The organism is Streptomyces sp. HSG2, assembly GCF_016598575.1.
GTDB lineage: Bacteria > Actinomycetota > Actinomycetes > Streptomycetales > Streptomycetaceae > Streptomyces.
In genome coordinates this window covers 920,468-940,555 of the sequence record NZ_CP066801.1, presented here as the reverse complement: position 1 = coordinate 940,555, position 20,088 = coordinate 920,468, and the positions used below count along the sequence as shown (strand labels likewise).

General features: G+C 72.7%; 18 protein-coding genes and 2 pseudogenes. 15 read left to right on the top strand and 5 right to left on the bottom strand.

From position 1 onward, the window contains the following. Positions 1–804: 804 nt before the first annotated feature. From JEK78_RS03635 to JEK78_RS23180, 3 genes and pseudogenes are all read left to right on the top strand, one after another. Positions 805–1,704 carry a GNAT family N-acetyltransferase gene (locus JEK78_RS03635; RefSeq protein ID WP_200262658.1) on the top strand — a complete coding sequence of 300 codons (900 nt, stop codon included), beginning with the start codon at positions 805–807 and terminating at the stop codon, positions 1,702–1,704. Positions 1,705–1,800: 96 nt separating this feature from the next. Further along, positions 1,801–2,238 carry a hypothetical protein gene (locus JEK78_RS03630; protein ID WP_200262657.1) on the top strand — a complete coding sequence of 146 codons (438 nt, stop codon included), beginning with the start codon at positions 1,801–1,803 and terminating at the stop codon, positions 2,236–2,238. 268 nt (positions 2,239–2,506) lie between these two features. After that, positions 2,507–2,969: pseudogene (locus JEK78_RS23180) on the top strand (DUF5753 domain-containing protein); the annotation flags it as partial. A gap of 63 nt (positions 2,970–3,032) precedes the next feature. Here JEK78_RS23180 and JEK78_RS23175 read toward each other — a convergent pair. From JEK78_RS23175 to rpmG, 5 genes and pseudogenes are all read right to left on the bottom strand, one after another. Next, positions 3,033–3,404 (bottom strand): annotated as a pseudogene (locus JEK78_RS23175) (protein kinase); the annotation flags it as partial. Between the two features lie 206 nt (positions 3,405–3,610). Continuing rightward, on the bottom strand, positions 3,611–3,850 hold the full coding sequence (gene rpsR, locus JEK78_RS03620; RefSeq protein ID WP_200262655.1) for a 30S ribosomal protein S18: 240 nt from the start codon (positions 3,848–3,850) through the stop codon (positions 3,611–3,613). Between the two features lie 45 nt (positions 3,851–3,895). Further along, positions 3,896–5,050 carry a GTP-binding protein gene (locus JEK78_RS03615; protein WP_200262654.1) on the bottom strand — a complete coding sequence of 385 codons (1,155 nt, stop codon included), beginning with the start codon at positions 5,048–5,050 and terminating at the stop codon, positions 3,896–3,898. Next, a complete protein-coding gene (locus tag JEK78_RS03610; RefSeq protein ID WP_200262653.1) occupies positions 5,047–5,304 on the bottom strand; it encodes a type B 50S ribosomal protein L31 in 258 nt (85 codons plus the stop codon). Before JEK78_RS03610 ends, JEK78_RS03615 begins: the two co-directional genes overlap by 4 nt. 54 nt (positions 5,305–5,358) lie before the next feature. Then, positions 5,359–5,523 (bottom strand): 50S ribosomal protein L33, encoded by a 165-nt coding sequence (gene rpmG, locus JEK78_RS03605; RefSeq protein ID WP_200262652.1) that lies wholly within the window; start codon positions 5,521–5,523, stop codon positions 5,359–5,361. A 69-nt stretch (positions 5,524–5,592) separates the two neighbouring features. Here rpmG and rpmB point away from each other — a divergent pair, with 69 nt between their 5' ends. The 12 genes from rpmB to JEK78_RS03545 all read left to right on the top strand — a co-directional run bounded on the left by rpmB (position 5,593) and on the right by JEK78_RS03545 (position 20,000). After that, positions 5,593–5,829 carry a 50S ribosomal protein L28 gene (gene rpmB / locus JEK78_RS03600; RefSeq protein ID WP_200262651.1) on the top strand — a complete coding sequence of 79 codons (237 nt, stop codon included), beginning with the start codon at positions 5,593–5,595 and terminating at the stop codon, positions 5,827–5,829. Next, positions 5,829–6,134 (top strand): 30S ribosomal protein S14, encoded by a 306-nt coding sequence (rpsN, locus tag JEK78_RS03595; RefSeq protein WP_200262650.1) that lies wholly within the window; start codon positions 5,829–5,831, stop codon positions 6,132–6,134. The genes rpmB and rpsN overlap by 1 nt, the downstream gene beginning before the upstream one ends. 256 nt (positions 6,135–6,390) lie before the next feature. Further along, the gene (locus tag JEK78_RS03590) at positions 6,391–6,624 is read left to right on the top strand and encodes a hypothetical protein (protein WP_200262649.1); all 234 of its coding nucleotides are present in this window, start codon (positions 6,391–6,393) and stop codon (positions 6,622–6,624) included. After that, positions 6,624–8,924 (top strand): heavy metal translocating P-type ATPase, encoded by a 2,301-nt coding sequence (locus tag JEK78_RS03585; protein WP_200262648.1) that lies wholly within the window; start codon positions 6,624–6,626, stop codon positions 8,922–8,924. The genes JEK78_RS03590 and JEK78_RS03585 overlap by 1 nt, the downstream gene beginning before the upstream one ends. Further along, positions 8,921–9,463 (top strand): copper chaperone PCu(A)C, encoded by a 543-nt coding sequence (locus tag JEK78_RS03580; RefSeq protein WP_200262647.1) that lies wholly within the window; start codon positions 8,921–8,923, stop codon positions 9,461–9,463. The genes JEK78_RS03585 and JEK78_RS03580 overlap by 4 nt, the downstream gene beginning before the upstream one ends. 204 nt (positions 9,464–9,667) lie before the next feature. After that, positions 9,668–10,423 carry an aspartyl/asparaginyl beta-hydroxylase domain-containing protein gene (locus JEK78_RS03575; RefSeq protein WP_200262646.1) on the top strand — a complete coding sequence of 252 codons (756 nt, stop codon included), beginning with the start codon at positions 9,668–9,670 and terminating at the stop codon, positions 10,421–10,423. Between the two features lie 217 nt (positions 10,424–10,640). Beyond that, positions 10,641–12,020, top strand: a complete 1,380-nt coding sequence (locus JEK78_RS03570) for an MFS transporter (protein WP_200262645.1) — start codon at positions 10,641–10,643, stop codon at positions 12,018–12,020. Positions 12,021–12,151: 131 nt separating this feature from the next. Beyond that, on the top strand, positions 12,152–13,042 hold the full coding sequence (locus JEK78_RS03565) for a TauD/TfdA family dioxygenase (protein WP_200262644.1): 891 nt from the start codon (positions 12,152–12,154) through the stop codon (positions 13,040–13,042). Next, positions 13,039–13,593 (top strand): FcoT family thioesterase, encoded by a 555-nt coding sequence (locus tag JEK78_RS03560; RefSeq protein ID WP_200262643.1) that lies wholly within the window; start codon positions 13,039–13,041, stop codon positions 13,591–13,593. Before JEK78_RS03565 ends, JEK78_RS03560 begins: the two co-directional genes overlap by 4 nt. A gap of 41 nt (positions 13,594–13,634) precedes the next feature. Beyond that, positions 13,635–15,218, top strand: coding sequence for a long-chain-fatty-acid--CoA ligase (locus tag JEK78_RS03555; RefSeq protein WP_200262642.1), 1,584 nt, complete (start codon positions 13,635–13,637; stop codon positions 15,216–15,218). A 53-nt stretch (positions 15,219–15,271) separates the two neighbouring features. Next, a complete protein-coding gene (locus tag JEK78_RS03550; protein ID WP_242483253.1) occupies positions 15,272–15,589 on the top strand; it encodes a phosphopantetheine attachment domain protein in 318 nt (105 codons plus the stop codon). After that, a complete protein-coding gene (locus JEK78_RS03545; RefSeq protein ID WP_200262641.1) occupies positions 15,576–20,000 on the top strand; it encodes a non-ribosomal peptide synthetase in 4,425 nt (1,474 codons plus the stop codon). The genes JEK78_RS03550 and JEK78_RS03545 overlap by 14 nt, the downstream gene beginning before the upstream one ends. Positions 20,001–20,088 lie beyond the last annotated feature (88 nt).

Below are 20,088 nucleotides of genomic sequence, written 5' to 3'. Positions count from 1 at the left end.
CTCGTTCCCGGAGAAGTTGCCCACAGAGGTCAGCCGGTGGATCCGGGTTGAGCTGCCGGGGCGAGGGTCTGCCTGAGCAAGGGTCTCGTTTCGAGTGGGGTGACGGACCCGTAGTCGGGGTGCCGGCGGAGCCGGCTGCCGTCGTACTCGACCTCGACGTAGCGGAAAACGTCGGCCCGGGGCCTCAAGGGTCTCCCACATGGTCGTCCCCATCTCCGCTCTCAGGATGGCGAACCAGCTTTCCGCAGTGGCATTGTCGTAACAAGAGCCGACGCGCCCCATCGACTGCCTCATGTGCAACTTGCTTATTTCTGTACGGAAGTCGTCACTCATGTACTCGCTGCCGCGATCCGTATGCATGATGCAACCGTGCTCCAGGCCGCCGCGCCCGGCCGCCATCCGCAGGGCAGCGACCGGCAGTTCGGCGTGGTGGTGGTCGGCCATCGCCCAGCCGACCACCTCCCGCACACCACCGATGATCAAAGGCGGCCGCACCTGCGCCCGCCCCGTCCCACCAGCGAGATCACGATCCACACAGCTGGAGCACCGCAGCCCGCTCAGCGCCCCCGGGGTCTTCGAGGGCGCGCCGCGTCGTCCCGTGAGACCTTCCCTCAGGGGGCACGGAAATCCATGGACGGACTGGCGGAAGATCACGTACTGTGTGGCCTCACGCCCTGAGAGGAACGGAAGGAGGCGAGTGCCGTGCGGTCCACACCTTTCCAGCGCTCCCTCTTCCACTCTCCCGGCGTGGTTCGTGAATTCTGACCGGGAGCGCTCCAAGCAGCCTGTATCCCGGAGGAATCCGTGACCGATCCGGTCATCCGCACGCTCTCCGCGAGCGATGCTCATCTCTTCGACGCCCTCCCCGACCCCCTGGGCGCCCGTGAAGGCCACCGGCGTACCCGGTTCCGCCCCGACTGGAAGCGCGTCGCCCTGCGCGACGGCGAGGTCGTCGCACGCGGAGCGTGGTGGGGCGGCCCCGACGACTCGGAGCCCGTCAACATCAACTGGCTCGACGTGGCCGAGGGCGAGGAGGAGGCCGGGGCCGAACTCCTGCGCTCCGCTCCCTGGCAGGTCGAACTCGAAATCAACCTGCCCGGCGGCTGGCGGGAGAAGACCGATCTGCGCGCCGGCGCCGAGGCGCGCTTCGCAGCCGCACGAGCCGCAGGGTACGAACTCCTGGTGGAACGCTTCCTCTACCGCTGGACCCCGGACCGAGGTCTGCCCGATCGGCCCGGACGCATACGCTTCAGCGCCGAACCCGACGACACCGTGTTCTTCGACGCGTTGCGCCGCATCCACTCCGTCACCCTGGACGCCCACGCGCTCAGAGCCATCCAGGAGGGCGGCCTCGACCAAGCCGCCCAGGAGGAACTCGACTTCTTCCACTGGTGCCCCTCCCCACGGGAGTGGTGGCAGATCGCGCACACGCCCGAGGGCGACCTGGTCGGTATCCACATCCCAGCCCACAACCCCTCCGGCCCGATCATCGGCTTCATCGGAGTCGTCCCGGAACAGCGCGGTCGCGGCTACGCCTACGACCTCCTCGCGGAGTGCACCCACCTCCTCGTCGAGCAGGGCGCGGAGTTCATCAGGGGAGCGACGGACCAGGCCAACTTCCCCATGGCCGCGAATTTCGCCAAGGCCGGCTTCCCCGTCATCGGTGAACGCGTCAACTTCCACCCCGCGGGCCAAGCGGCCTAGTGAGGCGTAGCACGCGGTGAGCGGTCCGGTCCGAGGGCAGGTCCGGACCGCTTGCCAGAGCCGCCGCGACATGCAGAACGCACCGAATGGACTGTGATGGCAACACCTGACTGGTATCGGGCGCTCGTCGCGGTTGGCGATGCCCTGGCCGAAACGGACCGGGCCGAGCTCGCCTACTGGCATGGCGCGGCCGGTGCCGACCTTGACGGGACGGCTCCCGCCCACGAGTACGACGTACCGCCCATCACCGTGCGGCTGGGGTCCCTCGGTACGGCTTTCGCGCAGAGGTCGGCCGAGCTGACCCCCGAGCAGTCGGGCCGAGTGCTGCGGATCCTGGAGGACGTCCTGACGTCCGGCAGCGAAACCGACCGGAACGCGGTCGCGACGGGTTTCGTTGAAGCGCTACTCAACGCCTGGGATCTGGGCCACGACCTTCGGGCAGTGTGGCGCCTCGCGGGCCCGCGCACCCGGGAGTACTGCCGCGCCTGGAACGAGTTCACCGGCGTCCCTACCCCGGACTGGATGACCGAGTGAGCTGACGTGAGTGCTCCCTTGATCAGGGTCGGGGACTGGAGCGGTGGCCGTGAGGACTCCCTTTCCAGCCCCCTGCCGTTGTCGTGTGGGGCGGCGGGGTGGTTGGACTCGATCGGTGGGCCCGTCGTGGGGGACGTGTGTCGTGCGGCCATCTCGCCGGCGGGATGTGGCCTCGTGCGGTGTCGGGGCCTTCTCCGAGGACGCCGATGCCTCACCTTGAGCTGAGAGTTGGGGTGGTAGTGGCCGGTCGCCGGGTCCGGAGGGGAGCCGGGACGCGGCCAGGCCGGAGGGGGAGGCCGTCGAGTCGTATGTTTACGCGAACCAGTGCGGTGCCGGGGCTGTTGCAGACGGAGGAGTACGCGCGGGCGGTGTTCGGGACGATGCGTCCGCCGCTGGACGTGGGCTCTGTCGAGGGCCGGGTTGCGGCTCGCATCGCGCGGCAGGAGATCTTCGCGAAGCGCCCAAATCCGCTACTGAGCTTCGTCATCGACGAGTCTGTGTCGCGGAGGCCGATCGGCGGGCGCGGCGTGCCGCGCGCAGTTGGAGCAAATCCTGTCGGTGGGGCAGAAGCGTACGGTTGAGATTCAGGTGATGCCGCTGGGTAGCGAGGAGCACGCTGGGCTCGCTGGCCGTTCACCTTGATCGAGACGGCCGAAGGGCGCAGGATCGCTTACCTTGAGGTCCAGAACGTCAGCCAGGTACACACGGATCGACGGCTCGTGAAGGGCCTTGCCTGGTAGGTCGCGGTGCGGCAGCCCCTGCCCGTGCACGGTGGCCAGGGCCTCGGCCGGGGTGGTGCCCAGCGCCGCCGCGGGCGGGGCGGGGAGCGGACCGTGGGCGGCGAGGTGCCGGCTCAGGTCGAGCCCCTCGACGTACTCGGTGGCCGGCCAGGGGCGTTCGGCGTCCGGGGCGGCGCCCATGAGAGCGGCGATCCGGGTCCCCCCGATCGTCTTGAGGATCTCCACCTCCTGCGTGAACCGGGTCCGAGTCTCGGAGTCGACCAGCGACTGTTTGATCACCTTCACGGCTGCCGGTTCCCCGGCGGGCGACTCCCCCGGGTACTCCTGGCCCGTCCCACCTTGCCCGATCCGGCCCAGCAGTTCGTATCCGCCCAGCTCCGCGGGGTCGTCGGGGCCGAGGGGCGCGATGTGCGCGAAGGACCTCACATTCGGGCGGGGCCGGTGACCAAGGTCACGCCAGACCACCGCCCGTGCCCGGCAGAGCCCCGGCACGCCATCCGTCGCGACACGGCAGGGCGCTCGGGGGTGTCGGCGGCACCGCCCCGCCCCGGGGAGGTCGACGCGGGGCGGGGCGGTGCCGGGATGCCGTGGTGGAGGCCGCCCGAGGCGTGGCGGGTCGGGCGTGGCGCTCCCTATCGGCTGGCGGCGTAGGGCAGGAGCGCCATCTCGCGGGCGTTCTTGATGGCGGCGGCGAGTTGCCGCTGCTGCTGGGCGCTGACGCGGGTGACGCGGCGGCTGCGGATCTTGCCCCGGTCGGAGACGAACTTGCGCAGCAGGTCGACGTCCTTGTAGTCGATGTAGGTGACGCGGGCCGCGTCGAGGGGGTTGGGGCGGGGCTTCTGCGGCTTGCGCGCCGCTTGACGGGGTGCCATGGGGGCTCCTTCTCGGGTGGGTTGCGGTGGGTGGGTCGGGTGGGGTCACGCGACGGGGTCGAGGAGGGCGTCGAAGGCGGCCGGGAGGCGCCTCCAGGTCTCGGGTCCGGCCGCGTACTCGGCGTCGGTGAGCAGGCAGGATTCGAGGACTCGGGTGAGTCCGTCCCCGTCCAGTCCGGGAGAGGTGAAGACGAGGTGTTGGCAGCGGTCGCCGTGCTCGGGGTGCCAGTCGAGCGCGGCGGCGGCCCGGCGTACGGGCGGGACCAGGTCCCAGGCGGCGTCGGGCAGGGCGGCAAGCCAGGGACCGGCGCTCTCCACACAGAGGGCTCCGCCGGCGGCGTCCCAGGCCAGAAGGGTGTCGGGGCGGTCGGCGAGCCAGAACCGGCCGCGGCTGCGGGCGGCGGCACAACAGAGGTCCTCCAGCGCGTCGTACAGGCGCTCGGGGTGGAAGGGGCGGTGGCGGCGCCAGACGAGGGTGGTGACCCCGGCGTCGTCGGTCTCCTGGGGGAGCAGCGCGCAGGCGGGGTGCTGGGCCGCCGCGGCGGCCTCCACGTCGAAGGCGGCGAAGGCCAGTTCGGCGAGTTCCGGGGAGTCGGCCCTCACCTGGCGGGCGGTGGGGTGGAGTTGGGTGAGGAGCGCGCGATCCTCCTCGTCCGCCTCGTCGTTCTCCACGACGGCGACGACGGGGGAGTACTCCAACTGCCGTGCCCAGGTGTCGCCCACGGTGCGCTGGTCGCTCGTCGCGGCGGCCAGTCCGACCTCGGCTAGGTCGTCGCCGTTGGCCAGACAGGGCAGGACGAGTGCGGGATCGACTGCCGTGACGACGTTGGCGAGACGGAACGCGTCGGCACCGTGGGCGGCGATGACCTCGGCCATCGCCTTGGGTTCCACCGAGTCCCACAGTTCGACGACGGCGAGCCGGGTCAGGCCGCCGGCGGCGAGTCGTTCCAGTTCGGGAACCAGATCCTCGCGCAGGGCGCAGCACGCGCAGTCGTTGACGAGGGGGGCCTCGCCTCGTGACAGCTCGCCGGAGGCGTCGCGCACCTGACGCAGGACGGTGCCGTCGGTAGCGGTGGACAGGGCGTGGTGGAGCGCGACGCTGCCGGGGACGGCGCGAAGCAGGTGGTCGACCACCTGTCGGCGGGCCTCGGAGTGAAGGCCGGCGACGAGGACCACGGGCATGCGGGTCGCGTTCGTCATCGGTCGGCTCCCCGCCGACCGTAGCGGCGCTCGAACCGCTCGACCCGTCCGGCGGTGTCCAGGACGCGGGCGGTTCCGGTGTAGAAGGGGTGGCTGACGTGGGAGACCTCGACGTCGACGACGGGGTAGGTGTTGCCGTCCTCCCAGTCGACGGTCTTGTCGCTGGTCATGGTGGAGCGGGTGAGGAAGGCGTAGTTCGCGGCGCGGTCGCGGAAGACGACGGGACCGTAGGCGGGGTGGATGCCGGGCTTCATCGGGGTTGTCCTTCGGATCGGGGGACGGCGGCGGTGGGGGCGGGCGTGGGTGGGTCAGCGTTCCTCGCGGAAGTCGACGTGGCGCCTGGCCACGGGGTCGTACTTGCGCAGGACCAGGCGGTCGGGGTCGTTGCGCCGGTTCTTTCGGGTGACGTAGGTGTAGCCGGTTCCGGCGGTGGAGCGGAGCTTGATGATCGGACGTACATCGTTGCGTGCCATGACGCGTACTATATGGGAATGGTTTCCATTACCGAAAAGTAGCAGTCAGACGAGAGGAAGCAGACGACCGTGTCCGCACACTGCCAGCTGACCGGCGCCAAGCCGGGCTTCGGCAACACCATCTCCCACTCGCACCGGCGCACCTCGCGGCGGTTCGACCCGAACATCCAGCGCAAGCGCTACTGGTTGGCCGCCGAGGGCCGGCATATCCGGCTCACGCTCAGCGCGAAGGCGATCAAGACGATCGATGCCATCGGCATCGAGGCCGCCGTCGCCCGCATCCGTGCCCGAGGGGAGAAGGTCTGATGGCCAAGAAGAGCAAGATCGCCCAGAACGAGAAGCGCAAGGCGACCGTCGAGCGGTACGCCGCCCGGCGTGCGGAGCTGAAGACGATCATCCGTCGACCGTCCTCCACCGACGACGAGCGCCGGGCCGCACTCGCCGAGTTGCGACGCCAGCCCCGCGACGCGAGCGCCACGCGCGTGCGCAACCGGGACAGCGTGGACGGCCGACCCCGGGGCCACCTGCGCAAGTTCGGCCTGTCCCGGGTGCGCGCCCGCGAGCAGGCCCACGCCGGTTTCCTCCCCGGAGTGACCAAGTCCTCCTGGTGACGACACCGTGACCGAGGTCGGGTTCGCCGGCTACGCCCCGGGCGCAGGCCTGGCGAACCCGACCGGTCCTTTCAGGGCGTTCGCGGACCGCCCTGCTCCGGCCGCTGCCCGGGACGGGCGTGGAGGCCGCGCGGGTGACGTGACGCGGATCACGCCGAAGTCGCGGAACCCGGGACCCTCGCGGCACGACCGCTTCGGCGGCACGGCCGAGGAGGCCGCGCTTCGCACGATCCGACGCGACCAGGAAAGGTCGGGCATGCTCGATGTCCCTCAGTCACCCCGCGTCGCGGGCGTGACACTCCGCGTCCCGCTCCCCGCGCCCGCCCTGTGGGGGTTCCTGCTGCTGCTCGTGGCGCTGTTCGCCGTCTCCTACGCCGTCGGCTCGACGGTCGGACCGGTCGCCCCCGGCCTGCACGGATCCTCGACGCCCGGCGGCAGCGGCGACACGGGCGGGAACACCGGGCACACCCACCACGGGGGCGGCGGCTGATGGCGGCCGAGGCGACGGCCACGCTCGTGGTCACGGACGTCACCGTGAGCGGCATGACCTGCGCCGCCTGCGTTCGACGGGTCGAGAAGCGGCTCGGTCGACTGGAGGGCGTCTCCGCCCAGGTCAACCTGGCCACCGGGCGCGCCCGGATCAGCCATCCCGCCGCGATCACGCCGGATCGACTGCTGGCGGCGATCGAACAGGCCGGCTACCGAGCCGAGTCGCCCCCCGTCGAGACGGACGCCCAACGCCCCGCCCCCGGGGAGGCGGAGGCCGCGTCCGCCGAGGGGCGCGCGGAGCGACAGCGCCTGGTGATCACCGCGCTGTTGGCCGTACCTGTCCTCGTGCTCTCCATGGTCCCCGCCCTCCAGTTCCGCGACTGGCAGTGGCTCTGCCTCGTGTTGTCCGCTCCTGTCGTCGGCTGGAGCGCCTGGCCCTTCCACGTCCGGGCGCTCCGCGGGCTGCGGCACTCCACCGCGACCATGGACACCCTGGTCTCCCTCGGGGTCGTGGCGTCGTTCTCCTGGTCGGTGTACGCCCTGTTCCTCGGCGGTGCGGGCGCCCCCGGCATGCGGATGTCCTTCAGCCTCCTGCCCGCCGCCTCCGAAGGCGTGGCACACCTCTACCTCGAAGCCGCCGTGAGCGTCCCCCTGTTCGTGCTGACCGGCCGGTACCTGGAGGCACGGGCCCGCCGAGGTGCCGGGGCGGCGCTGCGCTCGTTGGCCGAGCTGGGGGTCAAGGAGGTCTCCGTCAAGGAGGGGCGGACGGAACGGTCGGTGCCCATCGAGGACTTGCGGACGGGGCAGGTCTTCGTGGTACGCCCAGGCGAGCGCGTCGCCACGGACGGGGTGGTGGTGGAGGGGAGTTCCGCGGTCGATCTCTCCCTGGTCACCGGCGAGAGCGAACCGGTCGAGGTGGGACCCCGTTCCGCCTTGGTCGGCGGCGCCGTCAACTCCGGTGGGATGCTGCTGGTGCGGGCCACGGCGGTCGGCTCGGACACCCGCCTCGCGCGGATCGCCCACCTCGTCACCGAGGCCCAGGCGGGCAAGGCGCGAGCCCAGCGGCTGGCCGACAGGGTCGCCGGTGTGTTCGTCCCCGCGGTGCTCACCCTGGCCGTGACCGTGCTCGGCTTCTGGCTGGGAGCGGGCGCCGACGCGCAGGCCGCCCTCACCGCCGGCGTCGCCGTCCTCGTCGTCGCCTGCCCGTGCGCGCTGGGTCTGGCCACGCCGACCGCCGTCATGGCCGCCACGGGGCGCGGCGCCCAACTGGGTGTGCTGGTGCGCGGCCCGCGCACCCTGGAGGCGCTCCGGCATGTGGACACCGTCGTCCTGGACAAGACCGGCACCCTCACCACCGGCCGGATGACCGTGGCCGAGGCCACCGCCGTGCCGGGCACGCTGGAGCGGGACGAGGTGGCGCGCCTCGCCGGGGCGCTTGAGCAGGGGTCCGAGCACCCCGTCGGAAAGGCGATCGCCGCCTGGGCCCGTCGCGCCCCGACGGGGGAACCGCTCCCCGAGGTCACGGAATTCGTCGCGACCCCCGGGCGCGGGGTGCGAGGGGTCGTCGAGGGGCGCGTCGTGGAGGCCGGCGCGCCGGATGCCGATCTGCCCCCGGCGTTGACCGAGGCGTCGGCGGCGGCGGAGGCGGCGGCCCACACGCCGGTCCTGGTCCGGGTCGACGGCGTGGTCGTGGGTCTGATCGCCGTGGGGGACCTGGTGCGGCCCGGCGGCTGGCGTGCCGTTGACCGGCTGCGACGGCTCGGCATCCGGCCCATCCTCGCCACCGGCGATCACGAGGCGCCGGCGCGGGCCGTCGCCGACGCCCTGGGCATCGACGAGGTGCGCGCCCGGTGCTCACCCGAGGACAAAGCGACCCTCGTCCGCGAACTCCGGCGGGAGGGAGCCCGTGTCGCGGTGGTCGGCGACGGCGTGAACGACGCCGCCGCGCTCGCCGCGGCCGATCTCGGCATCGCCATGGGCGGCGGCACCGACGTGGCGATCGGCGCCGCGGATCTCACGCTCTCCCGCGGGGACATCGAGGCCCTGGTCGACGCGGTGCGTCTGTCCCGGCGGGCGCTGAGCACCATTCGCGCCAATCTGGCCTGGGCGTTCGGGTACAACGTCGTGACGTTGCCGCTCGCCATGGTCGGTCTGCTCAATCCGATGGTGGCCGCCGCCGCGATGTCGGCGAGTTCGGTGCTGGTGGTCGCGAACAGTCTGCGGCTGCGGAGTTGGCAGCCGTCGGTGGCACGAGGTCGGGCGCGGGGCGCCGCCGACCGGGGAAGGGCGGGTGTCCGGTGAACGACGCGGAGACGACGGGGTCCGAGCGGGCCGGTTCCGGGGGGAGAAGGCCGCGCGAGGTGGTGTCGGCCGCCCTGGTGCCGGTCGCCGCCTGCGCGGTGGGGTTGGCGGGCCTGACGGCCTGGGTGACGGCGGGCCTGGCGGGCACGCCGGCGAGCGTCTCCGTCGACGCCGGGAAGGTCCTGATGCCGTCGGGCGGCGTACCGGAGACCGCCGCGTTCTTCCGGATCGTCAACGAGGGTGGGTCGGCCGACACGCTGGTCGGTGTCACGGCGGCGGAGGCGCCGGGCGCCGTGAGACTCCATCAGCACCGCATGACGCCGGGGAACGCCGCCTATCGGTCGCCGATCGACTCCGTCTCCGTGTCGGGCGGCGAGACCCTGGTGATGTCTCCGAGCGGCGTCGATCTGACGGTGCCGGTGCCGCCGGGTGAGTGGCGGCCCGGTGATCGCGTGCCGTTCACCCTGGAGTTCAGTCGAAGCGGCCGGGTGGAGGCGGTCGCCACCGTGGTCCGACCCGGTACGACTCCGGTGCCCTAGGCGGTCGGTGCGGGCGCGCCGGTCGACGGGCCCGCCCGTCGCGAGGCCGCCCTCCGTCCCGTCCGTGAGCATCGCGCACCGGCGTGCGGGACCTTCCCCGGAACGCGGCGAGCGGCGCCTTGCCGGGAACCGACCGTCGACCTCGCCCGACTACTCCTGACGACACCGGCCGGCCCGGACGGTGCGAGGGAGGGAGGGGCCCGCGTGACACCCGAGTTGGAAGACGCCTTCGCCGCGATCAGGGAGGAGTACGGCCGGGAGTCCCTGCGGCGGGTGGAGTCGATGCTGGAACCCGGGGGAGGGTCGCCGCGCCACCCGCTGCGGCGGGGCGCGAAGTGGATTCTTCCGGGGCTCGCCGAGACCCCCTGGCACGACCCCCGCGGGCACCCGGAGATCGCCCCGGTCGTGGCGGCGTTCGAGGAGGCCCATCCCGCCATCAAGGAGGAGCTGAACGGGGCCTGGGCCGACAGACCGGAGGTCTTCGCGGAGTACGAGCACTATCTGACCCGTCAGGCGGACTGGCGGGCCCTGTACCTGCACCGGAACGGGCGGCTGGTCGAGGAGGCCGCGGAGGTCGCGCCGACGGCCTACCGGGTGCTGGAGGAGTACGCCGTCAGGACGGGCACGCTGTGTCCGCTTCTGGAATGCCACTTCTCGACCCTGCTCCCCGGCGCGACCATCGCGCCGCATTGCGACCTGTGGAACTTCAGCATCAATCTGCACCTCGCCGTCGACATTCCGGACGGTTGCAGTATCACGGTCGCCGGTGAAACCAGATCATGGGTGGAAGGGAAATGCCTCCTCTTCGACTATTCCTTCGAACACGAGGCGCGCAACGAGGGAATTCGGCCGCGCACGTGTCTTCTCGTCGATCTCTGGCATCCGGGGACGACGGTGCCCGAACGGGCCGCACTGACCGTACTGGTAACGGAGATCAGGCGTCTCATGCGTGACGGGTGACTCTCGGGAGCCGTACGCGAGGGCTGTCGCCGGCAGGCGCGAGACTGCCGGAATTTCGCGCTGCCCAGAAATACCCCGATGCTTCCGCGAGACGATTCGGCCTTCTTTTCAAGGCCACTCGGGGGTGTTATCGTGACCGAAATTCGCCGACCCTCGCACGGTCGCCTCGAATTGTTCTGCCCTGTTTCGTGCGTGCTGTGAAGGAGGATGCCGACCGGTGCGAGCGCGACTTCCGCTCCTCGTTCTGGCGCTGGCGCAGTTGGTCATCGCCCTCGACTACAACATCGTGTACGTCGCCCTGCCGGACATCGGCTCCGACCTCGGGTTCGCGCCCCACCACCTCCAGTGGGTGGTCAGCGCCTACGTGGTGACGACGGGTGGGTTCCTGCTGCTGGGCGGCCGGGCCGCCGACCTGTTGGGCCGCCGTCGGACCTTCGTCGCCGCCGCGCTCGTGTACGCGGGGTCCTCCCTGGTCGGCGGACTCACCGAATCGGCCGGTGTACTGGTCGCCGTGCGGGCCGTCCAGGGGGTCGGCGGATCACTGCTGTTCCCCGCGACCCTCGCCCTGATCAACACGATCTACGAGGAGGGGCCCGCGCGGAACCGCGCCCTGGCGGTGTGGGGCGCCGCCGGGGCCGGCGGCCTCTGCTTCGGATCGCTCCTCGGCGGCGTCCTGGTCCAGTCCTTCGGGTGGCCGTCGGTGTTCTTCGTCAACGTGCCCATGGGGGTGGCCCTGGCCTGGGCGGGCTCCCGGCTCTTCCCGCCCGACGGCCCCCGCGCGAAGACCCGCCGGTTCGACCTCGCCGGCGCGCTCGCCGCCACCGGTGGGGTCTCGCTCCTGGTGTTCTGGCTGGCGCACGCCCCCCAGGCCGGGTGGGGCAGTCCGTCCGCGCTGGTCTGCGGGGCGCTGTCGATCGTCCTGCTGACCGCCTTCGCCGTGGTCGAGATCCGCTCCCGGGACCCGCTGGTGCCCGGCCGACTCCTCGCCCACCGTCGTCTGATCGCCGCGATGGCGCTCACCGCGCTCTACAGCGCCGGCTTCAGCACGCTTCCCTACTTCATGACGCTGTACTTCCGTGACGTCCGTGAGTACAGCGCGTTCGCGACGGGACTGGCCTTCCTCGTCCCTGCCCTGGTGACCGCCCTCGGCACCCACGCCGGCGAACGGGCCGTCGCCCGGATCGGCGTCCGGCGCGTACTCGCCGGCGGCATGCTCGCCGGCGCAGTCGGTGCGGCGGCCCTCGCGTCGGCTCTGACCGCCGACGGCCCGTACACCCGGCTGCTCCCCGGGATCGTCCTGCTGGGACTGGGCCAGGGAGCCGTCTGGACCGGCATGTGGATCGTCGCCGCCTCCGGGGTGCCGGCGGCGGACCAGGGGGTCGCCTCCGGCATGGCGTCGACCACCCTCCAAGTCGGCGGGGCTGTCGGACTCGCCCTCCTCGTCGCCCTGGCCGGCGGCTTCGACCACGGGCCGCCGGACTCCGCCCGACTGGACGGGATACGCGCCGCCGTCTTCGCCGCGGCGGCGGTCCTGTGCGGCGGGGTGCTCCTCGCTCTCGCACCGAGGCGCGCCGCCACCCGGGTCGCGACGTCGTGACCGCCGTCGCCCGGCGCGCCCCTCCGCCCACCCCCGCCCCGTCCGTCCACTGCGGCCCCGCCGCGCCACCCGGCTCGCCCGGCACCGCACCCTCGTCCGACCCTCCACGATCTCTCGAAGGACCGGAAGTCATGCACATCAAGGACCAACCCGACGCCGCGCTCGGCGCGATCGTGGAGGGCCTCGACGCCGCCACGGCCACCGACGCCGACATCCGCGAGCTGAAGCGAGCGGTCTACACCAAGAAGATCGCCATAGTGAGGGGGCAGCGCCTCTCCCCCCGCGAGTTCCTCGAACTGGGCCGGCGCCTGGGCCGCCCGGAGACCTACTACGAACCGATGTACCGGCACCCCGAGGTCCCGGAGGTCTTCGTCTCCTCCAACGTCCCCGAGAACGGCAGGCAGGTGGGCGTCCCGAAGACCGGCAAGTTCTGGCACGCCGACTACCAGTTCATGCCCGACCCCTTCGGCATCACCCTGATCCATCCGCAGGTCGTTCCGGAGAAGGACCGCGGCACGTACTTCATCGACATGGGCAGGGCCTACGAGCGGCTGCCGGAGGGGCTCAAGCGGGAGATCGCCGGGACCCGTTGCCGGCACTCGGTGCGCAAGTACTTCAAGATCCGTCCGCACGACGTCTACCGACCGATCTCCGAGATCATCGACGAGATCGAGGAGCGGACCCCGCCGGTCGTGCGACCCACCACCTTCACGCACCCGATGACCGGCGAGACCGTCCTGTACGTGAGCGAGGGCTTCACCGTCGGCATCGAGGACGCGCGGGGGGAGCCGTTGGACGAAGCCCTGCTCCGGCGCCTCTTCGAGGCCACCGGGCAACTCGACCACACCTTCGGGCACGAGGCGATCCACCTCCAGGGCTTCGAGCGCGGCGACCTCCTCGTCTGGGACAACCGCAGTCTCGTGCACCGGGCCCGCCACACCACCGCGCCCGAGCCGACCGTCTCCCACCGGGTCACCGTCCACGACGAACACCCGCTGTACGAGGGGATGGACGCCGCGTGAACCCGCCGTCCGCCACCGCCGACCGCGCGGACGGCTCGCCCGGGCGCGTCCATCCCACCGACGAGGAGCTGCTGGCCCGGGTTCTGGCGCCCTACAAGCCGCACTGCGAGTACCTCAAGTCCGCCGAGGTCACCGCCGCCGACGGACTGTCCTCGGCCCGCTGCGCCTTCGCGATCGGCGAGTCCTGCTACATCGACGACACCGGCCACCTGAACTCGGTCGAGATCAACATCGCCTACAACCAGATGATGTACTACCTGGTGGCCAAGTCCGTGAAGGAGCGACTCCTGACCGGCTTCGAGGAGTGGACCCTCGACGACTTCTGGCGCCACCAGCTCCCGGACATCCTCATCGCCCGCTTCACGGCCGGCTTCCGCCGGCCCATCGATCCGCGGTCCTTCACCGGCGAGATGGAGTTCCGCTCCGTCACCCGGCGCGCTTCAGGGACCGGCGGCCCCTTCCTCCACGCCCGGACCGCCTTTCGCTACCGGGACGCGCACGGCGGCCGGAGCGACGGCGAGGCCACCCTCGCCTTCGTCAACATCGCCTGACCCGAGACCCCAACGCCCCCAACCCCGAAGGGAGATCGCCCGTGGAGTCGGAAGGAAGGCCGTCGACCCGCGCCCCCGGGTCCCAGCACACCGGTCCGCGGACACTCGTCCACACCGCCCGCCTCCACGCCCGGCACGCCGCGGACGTCGCCGCCGTGATCTGCGAGGGACGCACCGTCACCCACGCCGAACTGCATCGGCGAGGCAACCGCCTGGCCCACGCCCTTCGGGCCGAGGGGATCGCGGAAGGTGACCGCGTGGCCTACCTGGCCAAGGAGTCCGAGTACTACTACGAGGCCCTCCTGGCCTGCGCCAAGACCGGGGCCGTGCTGGTGCCCGTCAACTGGCGGCTGACCGCGCCCGAGGTCGGGCACATCCTCCGCGACTCCGGGACCCGGTTGCTGTTCCTGGACGACGAGCGCGCCCCGCTCGTCGAGGACGCGGCCGCGGGCTTCGCCGCGACCGTCGTGCGGGTCGGCGACATCCCGGCCTGGCGCGACGGGCACGGCGAGGACGACCCGGGCTTCGAGCCCGGGCCCGACACCCCCGTGGCCCAGCTCTACACCAGCGGGACCACCGGTCTGCCCAAGGGCGTCGTCCTCGCCCACCGCAGCTTCTTCGCGATCCGGGACGCCCTGGCGAGCGAGGGGCTGGACTGGATCGACTGGCGGCCGGGAGACGTCGCCCTCGTCGGCATCCCCGGCTTCCACGTCGGGGGTTTGTGGTGGGCCACCCAGAACCTCGCCGCCGGCACGACCGTCGTCGCCATGCCCTCCTTCACGGCCGCCGGCGCCGTCGACCTCGTCCGCGACCTGGGAGTCACCACCGCCTGCGTGGTTCCCGCCATGCTCCGCATGATGCTCGCGGAACCCGGTGTCACCCAGGCGGACTTCGTCGGCCTGCGCAAGGTCGTCTACGGGGGCTCGCCGATCTCCGAGGCGCTGTTGGAGGAGAGCCTCGCCGTCTTCGACTGCGAGTTCGCCCAGATCTACGGTCTGACCGAGACCGGCAACACCGCCGTCTGCCTGCCGCCCGCCGCCCACGTCCCGGGTGGCCGGCTCATGCGGGCCGCCGGCCGCCCCTACCCGGGGGTACGGGTCAAGGTCGTCGACGAGCGAGGGCACCGGCTCCCCACGGGCGCGGTCGGCGAGGTCTGCCTGCACACGCCCGCCCGGATGGTGGAGTACTGGGGGCTGCCCGACAAGACCGCCGAGACCCTAGTCGACGGCTGGATCCACACCGGCGACGCCGGCCGTCTCGACGAGGACGGCCACGTGTTCATCCTGGACCGCGTCAAGGACACCGTCATCGTCGCCGGCGAGAACGTCTACCCCGCCGAGATCGAGAACGTCCTGGAAACCCACCCGGGCGTCGTCGAGGCGGTCGTGGTCGGCGCCCCGGACGAGCGCTGGGGGGAGTACGCGCACGCCTTCGTCGTCCCCGACCCGCAGCGACCGCCAACCGCCCGGGAACTCCACACCTTCCTCGTGCCGCGGCTGGCGAGCTTCAAGCGGCCCTCCCGGTACGACTTCGTCGACGCCGTACCCCGCAACCCCAGCGGCAAGATCCTCCGCCGCGAGCTGCGCGACCGCTTCTGGACCGACACCGAGCGCAAGGTCAACTGACCGGCCGCGCCACGCGCCGCCCGTCCGCCACTGCCATCCGAGAGAGAGCCCCCATGCCTGAACCACCCCTGCCCGAAACGCCCCCTTCCGGGCCCTCGACGCCAGAGGGACCCGGGCACCCACCGCTCACTCCGGAGGCCTTCCGCGCGGACCTGGCGGAGTGCCTGTTCCTGGAGCCCGACGAGGTCGACCTCTCGCAGAGCCCGTTGGACGCGGGACTGGACTCCCTGCGGATCGCGACGCTGCTGGAACGCTGGCGGAACGGCGGCGCGCGGGTGACCTATCTCCAACTCGCCGAGTGCGCCACCTTCGGCGACTGGTGGCGGTTGCTGTGCGAGGAAGGCGGGGGAGCGGGCCGTGCCGAGTCCTGAGCGCCGTCCCCTGCTGGCCGCCCAGGAGGGTGTGTGGGCCGGCCATCACCTCGACCCCGGGAGCCCCGCCTACAACACCGCCGAGTACGTCCGCGTCGCCGGCCCGCTCGACGCGGACGCCCTCGACCGGGCGCTCCACTTGACCGTCGCCGAGGTCGAGGCCCTGCACGTGACCTTCGCGACCGACGACGCCGGGCGCCCTTGGCGGATACCCACCCCGACCGGCGACTGGCGCACCCACAGGGCGGACCTGACCGGGGAGCCCGACCCCCGAGCCGCGGCGCTGGCCTGGATGGAACGAGACCTCGCCCGCCCCGTCGACCTCTCCCGCGGCCCGCTGTTCGGCCACGCCCTGCTGCGCACCGGGCCCGAGGAGTTCCTCTGGTATCACCGCGTCCACCACATCGCCCTGGACGGCTTCGGCCTCTCCCTCGTGGCCCGGCGCGTCGCCGAGGTGTACACCGCTCTCGTGGCGGGGGACGCACCGCCGAAGAGCGGCTTCGGCACGGTCGAGTCCGTGCTCGCCGAGGAACGCGACTACCTCGGCTCCGCCCGCCAGGCCCGGGACCGGGCCTACTGGGCGACGCGCTACGCCGACCGCCCCGCCGTGGCGTCCCCGGCGGGCCGCACGGCCCTGCCCGCCCGCACCTTCCACCGCCGGGTGGCCGATCTCGACCCGCCCGGCGTCGCTCGCCTGCGCCGGGTCGCCCGCGAACTGTCGGCGACCTGGTCCGAGGTGCTGATCGCGGTGACCGTCGCACGGCTGCACCGTCTCACCGGCGCCCCGGAGATCGTCCTGAGCCTCCCGGTGTCGGGACGTCTGGGGTCCGCCTCCCTGCGGGTGCCCGCCATGGTTCGCAACATCCTGCCGCTCAGGGTGCCGGTAGGCCCCGGGGACGGCCTGCGACCGCTGACGGACCGGGTCGCGCGCGAACTGCGGGGCGCCCTCCCGCACCAGCGCTACCGGTACGAACGACTCCGTCGGGACCTGCGGTCGGTGGGGGGGTCGCGCAGGCTCTCCGGGCCCGGGGTGAACATCATGCCCTTCCCCTACGACCTGAGCTTCGCCGGACTGCCCGGGACCGTGCACAACGTCTCCGCCGGCCCCGTGGACGACCTGTCCGTCAACGTCTACGACCGCGGCGACGGCACCGGCCTTCGGATCGCCGTCGACACCCATCCTGAGCTGTACTCCGGCGACGAGACCGCCGCCTTCCTGGCAGGGCTGCTCGCCCTGGTGGAGGAGGCCTTGACCGACCCGGACCGCCCGCTCGGCGGAGGGCCGGAACACGACGTGGGGCCCGTCCTGGACGGCGGTCCGCTCCCCACCCCCGCCCGGCCGGTGCCGGGCCTCGTCGCCGAACAGGCCGAGCGCCGAGGGGACGCGGTCGCGCTGGAGCACGCGGGCGGAACTCTCACCTACGCCGCGCTCTTCGAAGCCGCCCGGGACACCGCCGGGCGCCTGACCGGGTGCGGTGTCGCCCCGGGCGACGTGGTGGCGATCGCCCTGCCACGCGGCCCCGAGGCCGTCGTCTGCCTCCTCGGCGTCCTGCTGGCCGGCGCCGCCTACTGCCCGATCGACCCGGCTGCGCCCGCCGAGCGCACGGCCCGCCTGCTGACCGACGTCGCCCCGGCGCTCGTGCTGACCACCGACGCCCACGCCACGGACTTCGGCGACCACGCGGTGCTCCTGACGCACCGGTACACCGGCCGGCGGCTCGTGCCCGAGGCCGCGTTGGACACGGCCCGCCCGCCCCGGGCACCCGCCTCGCCCGGCGGCCTCGCCTACCTGCTGCACACCTCGGGCTCCACCGGCCGGCCCAAGGGGGTCGCCGTCGGGCACGACGCGCTCGCGCACTTCGTCGCCGCGGCGACCCACCGCTACGGGCTGCGGTCCGAGGACCGTGTCCTGCAGTTCGCCCCCCTCCACTTCGACGCCAGTGTCGAGGAGATCTTCCCGACCCTCTGCGCCGGCGCCACGCTGGTGCTCCGCGACGACGACATGACGGAATCCGTGCCGGGCTTCCTCGCCGCCTGCGACCGCCTGCGGATCAGCGTGCTGGATCTGCCCACCGCCTACTGGCACGAGGTCGCCTACGCCGTCTCGACCGGCGTCGCGAGGCTGCCCGCCGGTGTGCGGACCGTCGTCGTCGGCGGCGAGGCCGCCCTGCCCGAACGCGTCGAGCGCTGGCGAGAGGCGGTCGGCACCGAGGTCGGGCTGCTGAACACCTACGGGCCGACCGAGGCGACCGTGGTCGCGACCGTCGCCGACCTGCACGACCCCGAACTCGCCCCCGGAGACGTCCCGATCGGTCGCCCGCTGCCAGGCGTCCGGGCCGCCGTGATCGACGGCGAGCTGTACCTGATGGGCCCGACCCTCGCCGACGGCTACCGTCCGTCCGTGCCCGACGGGGCGAGATTCGCGCCGCTCACCGCCCTGCCCGGCGCCCCCCGCGCCTACCGCACCGGTGACCTGGCCCGGATCGGCACCGACGGGCAGCTGCGCCACCTGGGGCGCGCCGACACCGAGTTCAAGATCAGCGGGCATCGCGTGCAGCCGGCCGAGGTGGAGTCCGCGCTGGTCGCCCATCCCCGGATTCGGGAGGCCGGCGTCGTGGGGCGGATCCTGCCGGACGGCTCCCGCCGACTGGTCGCCCACGTCGTGGTCGAGCCTGCCGGACCGCCGCCGACGGACATCCGGGCACACCTGCGGGCGCGACTGCCCGCCGCTCTGGTGCCCTCGACCGTCGTATCGGTGGACCGGCTTCCGCGCACCCCCGGCGGCAAGATCGACCGGACCGCCCTGTCCGAGCCCGTCGCCGAGCCCGCAGCCCACGACGTCGGCGCCGGCACCCACCTGGAGCGGACGATCACCCGAGTGTGGGGGCGCGTCCTCGGGCGCGGCGAGCCGGCCCTCGACGCCGACGTGTTCGACCTCGGGGCCCAGTCCCTTCAGGCCATCCAGGCGGCCAACCGACTCGGCGGGGAACTGGGCCGGGACGTCAAGGTCGCCTGGCTCTTCCGGTACCCCACAGCCGCCTCTCTGGCGGCCTTCCTGAGCGACACCGCATCGGAGACCGCCACGGACGGCGGGTCCGCCTCCGGGCAGCGGCCGGAGGGCGCGCCGGGAGAGGCGGGGGGACCCGGCCGGGGCACCACCCGCGGGGCGTTGGCCGGACCGCGCGCGGTCGCACGGCCCGCACCGCTGTCGGCCGACACGGTCCTGGAGCCGGACATCCGCCCGGGCGCCCGGACCGACCCCCGTACGCGTCCCCACCGGGCCGAACCCCGACGGATCCTCCTCACCGGCGCGACCGGCTTCGTCGGCGCGCACCTGTTGGCCCGCCTGCTGGCCGACACCCGCGCCGAGGTCGTCTGCGCGGTGCGCGCGCCGGGAGCGACCGAGGCGCGGGCCCGTCTGCGTACGGCGCTCGCCCGACACGGCCTCACCCCCGACCGGCGCACGGCGGCCCGTATCCGGGCGCTCCCCGCCGACCTGGGGCGCTCGGGGTTCGGGCTTCCCGCCGAGACGCTCTCCGATCTCGCCGCGACCTGCGACGCGGTCTTCCACAACGGCGCGACCGTCAGCGTGATGCGCGACTACGCCACCCTGCGCGCCGTGAACACCGAGTCCACCCGGCAGTTGCTGCGCCTGACCGCGCCGCGCGCGACGCCGCTGCACTACGTCTCGACGCTGTCCGTGGCGCCGCCGCGTCACGCGGCGGGCGAGGTGCCGGAGGCGTTCCTGCCCGAGCACGACGGGCTTCGCCTCGGCTACCAGCGCTCGAAGTGGGCCTCGGAGCGGCTGCTGGAGCAGGCCGCCGAACGGGGCCTTCCGGTCACCGTGCACCGTCTGGGCCGGGTCGTCGGACCGGTGGACACCGGATACGTGAACGAGCACGACTTCCTGTGGAGCGTCCTGCGGGCGGGCATCCCGGCGGGGATCGTCCCCGACCTGTTCGAGGACGAGGTGTGGACCCCGGTGGACTTCGTCGCGCGGGCCCTGACCCGGCTGTGCCTGGACCCGGCGGCCGAGGTCGCGGGGCCCGTCTTCCACCACGCCACCCCGCCCCGCGTGCGACTCGCCGACGTCTACGGATGGGTGGGGGAGTACGGCTACCGCGTGCGGCGGCTGCCTCCGGCGCGTTGGCGCGAGGAACTGCCCCGCACGGCCGACGTGGCGGCCACCACGCTCGCCTTCCTGGAGTCCGACGACTTCGGCGCGCCGGCCGATCCGGGTCTCGGCGAGGTGCGCGCCGACAACGTCCGCGAAGGTCTGCGGGGCTCCGGCGTCGTCTGTCCGCCCCTGGACCGGGCCTCGTTCTTCCGCTGCCTGGATCACTGCGTGACCCGGGGGCTGTTGCCCGTCCCGATCGATCCGCCCGCCGCCCGGCGTCCGGCCTCTCGATGACGCCGGGAATCCGCCGGGGGGCGGGAACTCGTGGCGCACGCGCCACGACCACTTGCATCAGTACACCTCGGGCCACCGGCCCACCTCA